This window comes from Lacrimispora sp., assembly GCF_047605665.1.
Classification (GTDB): Bacteria; Bacillota; Clostridia; order Lachnospirales; family Lachnospiraceae; genus Lacrimispora.
In genome coordinates this window covers 101,558-114,556 of the sequence record NZ_JASGFH010000001.1, presented here as the reverse complement: position 1 = coordinate 114,556, position 12,999 = coordinate 101,558, and the positions used below count along the sequence as shown (strand labels likewise).

Annotated in this window: 9 protein-coding genes; 5 read left to right on the top strand and 4 right to left on the bottom strand. The window is 49.0% G+C overall.

Annotation, left to right across the window (positions count from 1 at the left end):
- Window positions 1-14: 14 nt before the first annotated feature.
- Window positions 15-890: a LysR family transcriptional regulator gene (locus tag QM657_RS00560; protein WP_415064577.1), complete on the bottom strand. Its 876-nt coding sequence runs from the start codon at window positions 888-890 to the stop codon at window positions 15-17.
- A gap of 154 nt (window positions 891-1,044) precedes the next feature.
- Between QM657_RS00560 and QM657_RS00555 the strand changes: the two genes are divergently transcribed.
- A complete protein-coding gene (locus tag QM657_RS00555) occupies window positions 1,045-1,653 on the top strand; it encodes a sigma-70 domain-containing protein (RefSeq protein WP_415064576.1) in 609 nt (202 codons plus the stop codon).
- A gap of 10 nt (window positions 1,654-1,663) precedes the next feature.
- Window positions 1,664-2,272, top strand: a complete 609-nt coding sequence (locus tag QM657_RS00550) for a histidine phosphatase family protein (RefSeq protein WP_415064575.1) — start codon at window positions 1,664-1,666, stop codon at window positions 2,270-2,272.
- A gap of 19 nt (window positions 2,273-2,291) precedes the next feature.
- On the opposite strand, the gene QM657_RS00545 is transcribed toward QM657_RS00550, so the two are convergent.
- Window positions 2,292-2,609, bottom strand: a complete 318-nt coding sequence (locus tag QM657_RS00545) for a hypothetical protein (protein WP_415064574.1) — start codon at window positions 2,607-2,609, stop codon at window positions 2,292-2,294.
- Window positions 2,610-2,890: 281 nt separating this feature from the next.
- Here QM657_RS00545 and QM657_RS00540 point away from each other — a divergent pair, with 281 nt between their 5' ends.
- Together QM657_RS00540 and QM657_RS00535 are read left to right on the top strand one after the other, a co-directional pair.
- On the top strand, window positions 2,891-6,640 hold the full coding sequence (locus tag QM657_RS00540; RefSeq protein ID WP_415064731.1) for a phosphoribosylformylglycinamidine synthase: 3,750 nt from the start codon (window positions 2,891-2,893) through the stop codon (window positions 6,638-6,640).
- A 245-nt stretch (window positions 6,641-6,885) separates the two neighbouring features.
- A complete protein-coding gene (locus tag QM657_RS00535; RefSeq protein ID WP_415064573.1) occupies window positions 6,886-8,784 on the top strand; it encodes an APC family permease in 1,899 nt (632 codons plus the stop codon).
- Window positions 8,785-8,828: 44 nt separating this feature from the next.
- On the opposite strand, the gene QM657_RS00530 is transcribed toward QM657_RS00535, so the two are convergent.
- Window positions 8,829-9,599 (bottom strand): MerR family transcriptional regulator, encoded by a 771-nt coding sequence (locus QM657_RS00530; protein WP_415064572.1) that lies wholly within the window; start codon window positions 9,597-9,599, stop codon window positions 8,829-8,831.
- 195 nt (window positions 9,600-9,794) lie between these two features.
- On the opposite strand from QM657_RS00530, the gene QM657_RS00525 reads away from it, so the two are divergent.
- Complete coding sequence (locus QM657_RS00525) at window positions 9,795-11,090, top strand: FAD-dependent oxidoreductase (protein ID WP_415064571.1); 1,296 nt, start codon at window positions 9,795-9,797, stop codon at window positions 11,088-11,090.
- Window positions 11,091-11,147: 57 nt separating this feature from the next.
- Here QM657_RS00525 and asnB read toward each other — a convergent pair whose 3' ends face one another.
- The gene (gene asnB, locus QM657_RS00520; protein WP_415064570.1) at window positions 11,148-12,998 is read right to left on the bottom strand and encodes an asparagine synthase (glutamine-hydrolyzing); all 1,851 of its coding nucleotides are present in this window, start codon (window positions 12,996-12,998) and stop codon (window positions 11,148-11,150) included.
- Window position 12,999 lies beyond the last annotated feature (1 nt).

Here is a 12,999-nt window from a genome sequence, read left to right as displayed (position 1 = left end):
CGGCGTTCATGGAGCTACAGCATATCCATGAACTGCCGGGAAGCCTGGGAAACGGGAATATTTTCATTATAAGCTACAACCATCTGGCGGGTGGGCAGTTTTTCCGACAGCTTTACCTGGAATAAATCTCTGTCATCCCCCGGAATGCAAAAGTCCGGAACAAATGCGATTCCTAAGCCGATGCGGGCCAGATCAATCAGGAGGTCATTGCTGCTCAGTTCGATTTCAGGCACCAGGTCAAGCTGCTCCTTTTGGAACATATGATGAAGGAACTCGCTGGTGGTGCTTTTCCGCTCCAGCATGAGAATGGGGTAGGTCTGAAGCTTTTGAAGGCTGACAATCTGGTCTTTTAAAGGAAAATACTCTTCGTTGGCGACAAACACATCGGAAAATTCATTGATGACCCGGATGTTCTGGGAGCTTTGCAGGCCGGAATTGGGGTAATTGGTAATGATAAAATCCACCTGACCGTTTTCTAAAAGCTGGGCGCATTTTATGGAGGTCTGGTTGGTGACCTTGATGTGGACGTTGGGATAGGCTTTGTGGAACTGGTTTAAATAGGGAACCAGATAGTAGCGGCAGATGGTGTCGCTGGCCCCGATGCGGAGCTGTCCCCCGTTTAAGGTGTTGGCTTCTAAAAGCTGGTTCTCTCCCTTTTGAATCAGATTGATGGCAGGTTCAATGTGCTTTAGCAGAATTTCTCCTTCCGGTGTGAGCTGGACCTTTTTGGTGCTTCGGATGAACAGGGTCTGGTTTAATTTTTTTTCCAGGACCTTGACGGACTGGCTGACCGCTGACTGGGAGATGAAAAGCTGCTTGGAGGCTTCTGAAAAGCTCAAGGTAGCTGCTACATGATAGAAAACCTTGTATAGTTCATAATTAATATCCATGATTTGTTCTCCATAGTATCATTAAATTTTCTTATAAATTAGAGTTATTTTATCACGAAATTAATTGATTTGCAAAGGAATTTGACAAATTTCCTGGGGTAGGGTATAGTAACGTGCACAGGAAACAGGACGTAAAAAGAGAAGGAGAAAAGGTATGCATGATGATTTTTACCAGATGTATCTGGAAGAGATGGAAGGGATCGTTCCCTGCACTGGAGAGGAAAAGGCGGTTTTGCTGAAAGAGGCGGTAAAAGGAAGCAAAGAAGCGAAAAAAAGGCTTGTGGAAGGGCTGCTAAAGACTTCCCTGGAATATGCCAGAGAGTATCAGGATAAGGGCGTGCTTTTGACGGACCTGGTTCAGGAGGCTAATATGGCTCTTCTCATGGCAGTGGAGGAGTATGACGGGCCCGCAGAGGCAGCGGAATTTGACCGTTTTACAGAAGAAAAAATCCGTCAGGCCCTTATTTTTGCAGTGGAGGAAGAGGAATCGGCAGACAGAACCGGAGAAGAGCTGACTGCCAGAGTCAACGTGCTCCAGACCGTATCCCAGGCCCTTGCAGGAGAGCTGGGGCGGGAGGCCACAGTGGAAGAGCTGGCGGAAAAGATGAAGATGACAGTGGAAGAAATTAAGGGTATCATGAAGATGGCTATGGATGCCATGAGCATGAACGCTGAAAATGCGGATATAGAAGCCTTGTCCGGAATCGAAGGTCTTGAGATTTTAGAGGATGAGGAGCAGGCCGATTACAACAGAGAAGATTAGGAGAATTAAGATGAAGATATACCTGATACGCCACGGACAGACAGACTGGAACATACAGGGAAAGATTCAGGGAACGCATGACATCCCTTTAAATGACACGGGACGCAGACAGGCCGGGCAGTTGGCAGCAGGGATGGATTCCCGCCCCGTTTCCAGGATATTTTCCAGCCCCTTATCCCGTGCTTTTGAAACGGCAAAGGAGATCAGCAGGAGGCAGGAGGTGGAAATATCCCTGCTCCCTCAGTTAAAAGAGGTGGAATTTGGAAAGTGGGAGGGCCTGACCTGGGAGGAAATCCAGGAGTCATATCCCCAAGAGTTTGCCCACTGGCAGATCAATCCCGCCATAGCTGCCCCTCCGGGCGGAGAAACAAGGGCTGAGATCATAAGCCGCTGTAAATGGGCCATTCATGAGATTTTAAGGGTAACAGGGGGAAGAGAAGACGCTGCTGTAGTCACCCATGGGGCTACGGTGGCTTATTTGGTTTCCTGCATGGTGCCGGATCAGGAAGAAGAACCTGTCATTCCCGGAAATGCCAGCATTACAGCCATTCATTACAATCCTCTGACAGAGGATTTCCGGATGGCGGAAAATAATGATACCTCTCACCTTTCAGAGTAAAAGGGAGAGGTAATGGCGCTCAATCAAACAGGGTTTCTACCAGGATTTTCAGCATGGAAGGAGCGGTGCGGATGCAGAGGTGATCGTTTCCCTGGCATCGCAGTGAGGTCTTCATAAGCTCTTCCATAGAAACGGAGCTGTCGAAGATGGTGACCATGTTGGCGCAGGATTCCACGATGGAATTAATCTGCCCTGCTTTTTGGAGAAATAATTCGATGTGATCCTCTAAAAGCTGCAGGGATACCTCCAGGCCAGGTGTTTGCCCGTCGATTTTAAACTGGGCGTTTTCGAATGAATATTTTTGTGACAATTCATGAAGCTGCTGTTGGATATTCATAAAGTGACTTGCTCCTTTTGTAAAAAATTCTTTACTACTATATTGTAAAACTGGAAAACTTTCAAGTGATTTTTATAAAAAACTTGCGGAATTTTGTGGAATTATTTTTTATGGAAAAACCCGGAAGATGTTCTGAAAGTGCTTAAAATATTAATGGTTATAATTAATAGCATAAGATATATTAATTTTTCTTATTGATATGCTTTGTGGTATGATGGTGAAAGACAAATAAAAAGGATTTTTTACAAATAGAAGATCCCCTGGGGAATAAGGAGGAAATGATGAGTGTAAGAAGGGTGTATGTGGAGAAAAAAGCGGTTTATGCCGTAAAGGCCGGAGAGTTAAAAGAAGAAATAGAAGGCTGTCTGGGAATTGACGGCCTGGCCGGTGTGAGAGTGCTGATCCGCTATGACATGGAAAACCTGTCCGATGAAGTCTATGGGCAGGCTCTTACTTCTGTCTTTTCTGAGCCGCCTTTGGATGCGGTCTATGAAGAGGATTTTCCCGGAAAGGAAGGCAGCCTTGTATTTTCCGTGGAATATCTTCCCGGTCAGTTTGACCAGAGGGCGGATTCCGCCGAACAGTGCATCAAGCTGTTAAAGGAAGATGAGGAGCCTGTCATCCGGTCCGCAGTCACTTATGTGATTTCAGGAGCCCTTACCTTAAGCCAGATTTCCGATATCAAAGGCTTCTGCATCAATCCGGTGGATTCCAGGGAAGCGTCTGAGGAAAAACCGGATACTCTTTCTGCTGTATTTGAAACTTCGGCTGATGTGGCTGTTCTTCATGGCTTTCAGGATTTTCCCGAAGAGGAGCTGAAGGAATTGTACCATTCTCTCCATCTTGCTATGACTTTTCAGGATTTTCTTCACATACGCAATTATTATAAAAACCAGGAACAGCGCGATCCATCCATGACGGAAATCCGGGTGCTGGATACTTACTGGTCCGATCATTGCCGCCATACCACTTTCCAGACAGAATTAAAGGATATCACCTTTCTGGAAGGAGATTACAACCCGCCCATGGAGGACACCTACCGCCAATATCTTGCGCACCGGGAGGAGCTGGGAAGGGACAGCGACGGGAAGTTTATCTGCCTGATGGACTTAGCCCTTCTGGCAATGAAAAAGCTGCGCAAGGAGGGAAAGCTGGAGGATTTGGAGGTTTCTGAGGAAATCAATGCCTGCAGCATTGTTGTGCCTGTGGTGAGGGATGGAGAGGAAGAGGAATGGCTTGTGAACTTCAAAAATGAAACCCACAACCATCCCACAGAAATAGAACCCTTTGGCGGCGCTGCTACCTGCCTTGGCGGAGCTATCCGGGACCCTCTTTCCGGGCGGACCTACGTTTATCAGGCCATGCGGGTGACGGGAGCGGCAGACCCTGGGGTGCCTTTGAGTGAAACCTTAAAGGGGAAGCTGCCTCAGAGAAAGATCGTAACAGGGGCTGCAAGAGGTTACAGCTCCTACGGAAACCAGATCGGTCTGGCAACCGGACTCGTAAGAGAGATTTACCACCCCGGATACGTGGCCAAGAGAATGGAGATCGGAGCTGTCATCGGTGCGGCACCCCGAAAGAATGTCATCCGGGAAACCGGGGACCCTGGGGACATCATAATTTTGCTTGGAGGGCGGACCGGACGGGATGGCTGCGGCGGAGCTACCGGCTCCTCCAAGGTTCATACGGAAGCCTCCATTGAGACCTGCGGGGCCGAGGTCCAGAAGGGAAACCCGCCTGTGGAACGGAAGATTCAGCGTTTATTCCGCAGGGAAGAGGTCAGCAGACTCATAAAGAAATGCAACGATTTCGGGGCAGGCGGCGTGTCCGTTGCCATCGGAGAGCTGGCTGACGGTCTGGAAATCGATCTGGACAAGGTTCCGAAAAAGTATGCAGGGCTTGACGGCACGGAAATTGCCATTTCCGAATCCCAGGAGCGCATGGCTGTTGTGGTCAGCCGTTCTGATGCAGAGCAGTTTCTTGCCTATGCGGCGCAGGAGAACCTAGAGGCAGTTCCGGTGGCAGAGGTGCGGTCAGAGCCCAGACTGGTCATGAAATGGCGGGGAAAGACCATTGTGGATATCAGCAGGGCATTTCTGGATACCAATGGGGCACATCAGGAGGCATCTGTTGTGGTGGAGGTCCCGAAACAGGCTGGAAGCGCTTTTATAAAAAAAGAGATTCCGGATGTGAGGGAAGCCTGGCTGTCCCTGCTTTCTGACTTGAATGTATGCTCTCAGAGAGGTTTAGGAGAGATGTTTGACGGTTCTATCGGGGCAGGAAGTGTGCTCATGCCCTTTGGAGGGAGATATCAGCTTACTCCGGCTCAGACCATGGTGGCAAAGCTTCCCCTGCTAAAGGGAGAGTCTGATACCGTCACCATGATGAGCTATGGTTTTGATCCGTATTTATCAAGCTGGAGCCCTTATCACGGTGCGGTCTATGGGACGGTGGCTTCTGTGGCGAAGATCGTGGCAGCAGGCGGAGATTACAGAAAAATCCGCTTCACCTTCCAGGAGTACTTTAAGAGAATGGCGGAAGACCCGGTTCGCTGGGGACAGCCTTTTGCAGCCCTTCTTGGAGCATATAGCGTCCAGATGGGATTTGGCCTTCCTGCCATCGGAGGAAAGGACAGCATGTCCGGCACGTTTCAGGATATGGATGTGCCTCCTACTCTCGTTTCCTTTGCTGTGGATGTGGGAGAGGCAGGTCACGTCATCACACCGGAATTTAAGCGGGCGGGAAGTAAAATCGCTGTATTTTCCATGAAACGGGATTCCTACGACTTACCGGCATATGCCCAGGCCATGGAGGGCTACGAAAAGCTGCATGAGGATATTCTGGCAGGACGGATTATCTCTGCTTATGCGGTGGAAGGCGGCGGCATGTGCGAAGCTGTCAGCAAAATGGCCTTTGGCAATAAAATTGGCGTGAGAATTGAGCACAATGTGGATGCGAGGGATTTCTTCGGAGCAGGCTGGGGAGATATTGTGTGTGAGGTGCCTGACGGAAAGGTGGGCGAGCTGGCAGTTTCCTACCGCATCATCGGGCAGGTGACTGACAGACAAGTATTCGAATATGGAAATGTGTCCATTTCCATGGACGACGCTCTTAAGGCATGGTCCGGGACTTTAGAAGACGTTTTTCCGACTGAGGCGGGGGATCAAAAGACGCTTGCGGAGGAAGCCGTTTACCGGGCAGAGGATATCTATGTGTGCAGGAATAAGGTGGTAAAGCCCAGGGTGTTCATTCCCGTCCTTCCCGGCACAAACTGTGAGTATGACAGCGTAAAGGCTTTTGAGGAGGCCGGGGCTGATCCGGTGACAAGGGTATTTAAAAACTTAAGCCCCGGAGATATCAGGGAATCGGTCAGCGCTTACTGCAAAGAAATCTCCAGAGCCCAGATCGTCATGTTTCCGGGAGGTTTTTCAGCCGGAGATGAGCCGGATGGCTCTGCCAAGTTCTTTGCAGCTCTGTTTCGCAGTGAGGCGGTCAAGGAAGAGATTGAAAAGCTGCTCCATGAAAGGGATGGATTGATGCTTGGAATCTGCAACGGTTTTCAGGCTCTCATAAAGCTGGGACTGGTGACGGAAGGAAGAATCAGGCAGCAGAAGGAAGATTCCCCTGCCCTGGCTGTGAACACCATAGGCCGCCACGTTTCCAGAATGGTTTATACAAAGGTGGTCAGCAACCGGTCCCCATGGCTTTTGGAGGCTCAATTGGGAGCTGTCTACTGCAACCCGGTTTCCCATGGGGAAGGGCGTTTTTCCGCCAATGAGGAATGGCTCAGAAAGCTGGTTTTAAACGGTCAGGTGGCAACCCAATATGTGGATGATAAGGGCCGCCCCACCATGGAGGAACCCTGGAATCCCAACGGCTCCTGTCTGGCTATCGAAGGGATTACAAGCCCTGACGGCAGGATTTTCGGGAAGATGGCTCATTCGGAGCGAAAAGGCCGGCATGTTGCCATGAATGCATACGGTGAACAGGATATGAAGATATTTGAATCAGGAGTGAATTATTTTAAATAATTTTTAATCATGATACGGACTAAGCACCCTGACAGCGTATTGCCGGACCAATGGTCTGCATGCGGCTGTCAGGGTGTTTTATAATGCGCAATATTAAAAAAATCTGCTTGACAGAAGATAAAATTAAGCCTATATTCATCACATGTCCAACATATTCATGAAAAGCGGTGAAAATACTTTATATATTTTGGATTATCCAGGAATACTAAAATCAGATAGAAGAATATACCGGAGAGGATACGAACATGAGTTCAAAGAAAAAAATAAAAAATATATTGCTTGGAAATACGCTGAAAAGCGTTGATCTGGAAGGAGAGAAGCTGGGACCTTTCTGGGGCGTTCCCATTATGGCCAGCGATGCAGTTTCCTCAGTGGCATATGCCATTGAAGAAATGCTGCTGGTGCTGGTCCCGGTTCTGGGACTGTCTTCGGTGAATTACCTTGGGTTTGTCACATCACCCATCATACTGCTGTTTTTCGTTTTGGCATTTTCCTATTCACAGATCATTTCAAGTTACCCAAACGGCGGCGGCGCCTACATGGTATCAGCGGAAAATATCGGAAGAGGTGCTTCTATGGTGGCGGCATCAGCCCTGATCATCGGCTATGTCATGACTGTAGCGGTCAGCTTATCGGCGGCAACGGCAGCTTTGGTATCCGCATTTCCGGATTTTAAGGAATACCGGCTGATGTTTGCGCTGGTTTTTTTATGCATCATCACCTTTTTAAACCTCAGGGGAATGAGGGAGTCTTCCAAGCTGTTTGGAGTGCCCACTTACGGATTCATCGTGATCATGGTGCTGTTGATCGTCATTGGCTTTGCAAAGCTCATGACCGGAAATCTGGCCCCGGTTTCTTACTCTGGCATAGCCGGAATCGCATCAGAAGGGACGGGAATCGTATCTCTGTTTCTCCTCCTGAAAGCCTTTTCCTCAGGCTGTTCTGCCTTGACCGGCGTGGAGGTGGTCAGCAATGCGGTTCCAAGCTTTAGGGAGCCATCCCAGAAGAATGCCAAGAAAGTGCTGTTCATCCTGGTGGGAATCATTGTGGTCATCTTTGGCGGCGCTGTCTTGCTGGTCACATCCCTGGGAATCATTCCGCTGGAAGGAAAGACGGTCATTTCCCAGCTTGGCCTGGCAGTGTTCGGGTCCGGCCCCATGTTTTATGTCCTGCAGTTTGCGACCTCCCTTATTTTGCTGCTGGCTGCCAATACAGCCTATAACGGCCTGCCGACGCTTCTGGCGATTCTGGCGGAAGACGGGATGGTGCCCCGCCAGTTCATGCACAGGGGAACGAGACTCAGCTTTTCCAACGGGATTTTGTTTATCTTCTTTTTGACAGCGCTGCTTTTGATCATCTTCAACGCAGAAACCCATTATCTCATCCCTCTTTACGCAGTTGGAGTGTTCCTTTCCTTCACCCTGTCCCAGGGAGGAATGGTGGCGAGATGGATTCGGATTAAAGGCAGGGGATACCGCCATAAGATGATGATAAACGGTCTGGGCGCTCTCATGACAGGAACCGGAACGGTCATCGTTTTTGTGACCAGATTTGCCCAGGGCTCCTGGGTGCTGGCAATCGTCATTCCGGTCATTGTCTATTTAATGCACCGGACCGAACGGCATTACCAGTTTGTAGGTGATCAGCTCAAGGTGGAGGATTTTACGGAGCATTACCACAAAAGTGTCAGCGATGATACCAACCTCTGTGTTGTTTTGGTGGGCGGAATCAACCGTTCTGTGCTGAAAGCCTTAAATTACGCCAATTTGATTACTTCTAATGTAGTAGCCCTTCATATATGTACAGATGAGGCTCAGGGGGAGAGGATTTTAAAGGAATGGAAAGAAACAGGAGTTGATATCCCGCTGCAGATCATCATGTCTCCTTACCGGGAATTGATTCAGCCGGTGGAGGAATATATAGACGAGAAGGAAGCAAATCTTCAGCCCGGTGAGATGATCACTGTGGTCATGACCCGTTTTATGGAGAAGATCTGGTTTGCAAACTTTCTTCATAACCAGACAACCCACTTCATCATGCAGAGACTGAGGAAGCATAGAAATGTGGCTACGGTTTTAGTTCCCTATCTGTTTACCGGGAACTTCAAGCCAGTAAAAAAACAGAAAGATGAGACAACATCATAAATAGAAGGCTTAAAAAGTGCAGGGTCAAACGCCTTCTGCACTTTTTAAACCTTGACAGGCAGGTACAGTTCTATGTAATGAAGGGATTCCCCTTTTTCATCATCAGCGGCACAGCTTAAGAGAGAGCCGCTGTAAGCGCTGCCAAGGAGGGAATGGCCCTGGCTCTTTGCCCACTCTGCTGCCTTTAAAAGCTCCGGTGTGCCGGGAACAGGGGACTTTAATTCCAGGATGGTGTAAGCGCATTTTTCATGATAAACGGTGGGCGAGCCGCTGAGCTTTTGTTTGATCTTCATGGCGGCAGCCTTGTCCTCTGAAAAGAGAAAATATTCTCCTGTCTGCTCTGCGCTGTCTTTTGACAGCCGGTATTCCCGGTAAGGGCAGCATAAGTCAGAGATTTCCAGCTCATTGATCAGGCTGCTGTCCGTCATCACATAGGAAAGAGGAAGGGGACGTAAGCCAAAGCAGTTTAAGGACTGCTCCACATCCTGATACAGTTTTTGCAGCTCGTTCAGATGAAGAAGGGCCTGCCGGTGTTTTTCCGCCATCTGCTTTTCTTCTTTTATCTTTTCCCGGACCATGGTCCGGTGGGAGGAGATAGAGCTTTTGTAAAGAATCTGCTCAATATCCTCAATGCTGAAATCAAGCCTGCGGTAAAACCTGATTTTTAACAGTTTTAAAATATCCTCATATGTATAGGTGCGGTAGCCGTTTTTCTCTTTTTTTGGATGTATGATTCCTTTTTTTTCGTAAAACCGGAGGGTATCCCGGCTTAAGCCGATCCGGTCTGATACTTCTCCAATGCTGTACTTTTTCATTTCAAGTCCTCGTTTCAGTCAGGTATTACATTTACTATTTTATCATAAAAAATGGGTTTTTCAGCCTTACGGTTTTCTTTCTATGATTACAAAATATTAACAGAAAGAATTCAAAATATTAAAGATTTGTGATATGATGTTACAGGAAATAAAATCATTTTTAAGAAAAAACAAATGGGAAAAGGGGGAATTTACGTGGCAGAGGACAAAAACAAGCTGGTCAAATGCCTGGTGTGCGGTGCAATATTTGAAGAGGGGGAACCAGTTTGTCCGGTATGCGGGGTAGGTCCGGAATATTTCACTCCCCATGAGGAGAAGGAAAAGAAGTTTCGCAAGGACACCGAAGAGATCTATATTATACTTGGAAACGGAGCAGCCGGCGTCAGTGCGGCAGAGGCGGTCAGAGAGAGAAATGATACGTGTTCCATCGTCATGGTGACAAAGGAGGATGTTCTGCCTTATTCAAGGCCCATGCTGACCAAGGCGGTCATGGGAAAGGATGAGAGAGAGGAACTGCTTCTCCATGAACCGGAGTGGTACGAGGAGAGAAGGATTTTAAATCTTACGGGAAAACAGGCAGAACGGATCGATACAAAGGAGAAAGAGGTCATTTTTCATGACGGAATCCGCCTCAAATACGATAAGTGCATTTACGCCCTTGGTTCTGAATGCTTCATCCCTCCCATACCGGGCCATGAAAAGGGAGAGGTCATTGCCATCAGGCGTCTTTCTGATATAGAAAAAATCAATTCCCTTCTTCCAAGGTCTGAAAGGGCTGTGGTCATCGGAGGGGGAGTCCTGGGTCTGGAAGCGGCCTGGGAACTGAAAAAGGCAGGGCTGTCCGTAACGGTCTTAGAGCATGGAAAACAGCTCATGGGCCGCCAGCTTGATCGGGAAGCCGGAGAGTTTTTAAAGTCCCTGATTCTGGAAAAGGGAATTGAAGTGAGATTCCAGGCGGACACACAGGAGATCGAAGGAGATGACCGTGTGACAGGGGTGCGTCTGGAGGGCGGAGAAGTCCTCCCGGCGGACTTAGTGGTCATATCGGCAGGAGTCAGGGCCAATTGTTCCCTCGCCCAGGAAGCCGGAGCCAGCACTGGACGGGCTGTTGTGGTAAATGAGCATATGGAGACAACTGTACCGGGAATTTACGCCTGCGGGGACTGCGCCGAATACGAAGGAATCAACTACGCGATCTGGCCTCAGGCCCTGGAGATGGGAAAGGCCGCCGGAGCCAATGCTACGGGAGAGCGGGTATCCTATAAAACCGTGCTTGCAGCCCTCACCTTTCACGGTATGGACACCTCCCTTTTTGCAGTGGGAGATGCGGGAAAAGACCCTGAAAAGTCATATGAGGTGTCTGTCGAAAAGGACGAGACCCAAAAGACATACAAGGCTTATTATTACCAGGACGGCAGGCTGGCCGGAGCCATCCTCATCGGAGATACGTCTGAGATGGGCAAAATCCTGGAGCAGATGGAAACAGCATAAGAAAAGCAGAATAAAAACAAGTGCGGCAGATTGCTTTCAATCCCCGCACTTGTTTTTTTATTCAATGGAAATATGATACGTTTCCAGCCAGTAATTGATCTGAAGGATATAGGCCAGCATCTGGGGTCCGGCCATAAGCTGACCGTACCAGGGTTTTCCGTAATCTGAGGGGCTGGCTAAAAATCCTTCCAGCTTCTCCTTATCCAGAAATTCCATAACAGGGGAAGAGCTCCCCGCCGCCATATCCCGGACACGGCTGACTAACAGGGCCTCGTAATTGGTGTCATACGTTTTGGGGTAAGGAGATTTTTTGCGGAAGAGGATTTCGTCAGGGAGAAGGCCCTTTCCAGCCTGGCGAAGAAGGTTTTTCACCACGCCATCCCTGGTTTTCATATCCCAGGGCACGTTCCAGACGTATTCAATAATCCGGTGGTCTGCAAAAGGAACCCGCGCTTCCAGGCCGGAATACATGCTGCTGCGGTCCATACGGTTTAACAGTGTCTGCATGAACCAGCGCAGGTTTAAGAAGGCGATTTCCCTCCTTCTGGCTTCCACAGGGCTATCCTCTAACAGGATGGGAGTCTCAGCCAGGGATTTTTGGTAAGCTTCCTGCACGTATTCATCCATCCCCAGATAATCCAGAAAATCGTCTTTTAAAAGCATCTTCCGGGGCTTTAAGTCCATGGTCCAGGGGAAAGCAGCGGTTTTAAAGCATTCTTCCTTGTGAAACCACGGATATCCGCCAAAGATTTCATCGGCGCACTCTCCTGTTAATGTCACCTTGTTGTGCTGTTTGACGAGAGAACAGAAGTGGAGCAGGGAGGAGTCAATATCTCCCATGGCAGGCAGGTCATGGGCCTTTACAGAGTCATAGAGGCGGTCAGCCTGGGTCACGTTGTCGCACTCTAAAAAGTGATGGTCAGAATCCAGGTATTTTACCATCTGCTCCACAAAAGGCCGGTCTCTGGAGGGCTGAAAGGCGCTGGCTTTAAAGTATTTGTCATTGTTGACAAAGTCAAAGGAAAAGGTGGTGAGCTGTCTGCCCTGTTTCTTTAATTCTGCGGCACAGACTGCGGAAACCAGGCTGGAATCCACTCCTCCCGATAAAAGAGTACAGATGGGAACGTCGGAAACCATCTGGCGCCTGATGGAATCCTGGACCAGGAAGGAGGTCTTTTCAACGGTTTCCTCATAGCTGTCTTCATGGACCTTGCTTTCCAGCTTCCAATAGCATTGAAGGTGAAAGCCATCCCTGGAGCAAAGGAGCATATGGCCGGGGAACAGCTCGCTGATCCCTTTAAATACCCCGCATCCGCTGGTGCGGGCCGGGCCTATGGAAAATATCTCGTTTAAGCCCTTCTTATCCAGAACCGGTTCAATGCCGGGATAAGCAAAAAGGCCTTTTAATTCTGAGGAGAATACGATTTCGTCTCCTCTGATGGTATAAAAGAGGGGCTTTACCCCGGAGCGGTCCCGAAACAGGCAGAGCCGCTTTCTGACCGGATCGGCGATGGCAAAGGCGAAGATGCCGTTTAACTGTTTGACAAAGTCGGGGCCGTATTCCATGTATCCGGTCAGGATCACTTCTGTATCGCTGGTGGTGGAAAAGGTGTGGCCCTGTTTCTCCAGATCCAGGCGAAGCTCTCTCGTATTGTAAATCTCTCCGTTGTAGGTGATTCCAAAGGTATATCCGGCATCAGCCTTTTTCATGGGCTGGCCGCCTGTTGTCAAGTCAATGATGGAAAGCCGGGCATGGCATAGGCCGCCCTGTTCAAAGAGCCAGACACCGGAGTTGTCAGGTCCCCGGTGTTTTTGGACCTCGCACATCTGTTTTAATATGGCTTCATAACGGGCATTATCTTTCTGGTAATCCTGAAAAGGATTGTAAAAACCGGCAAATGCACACATA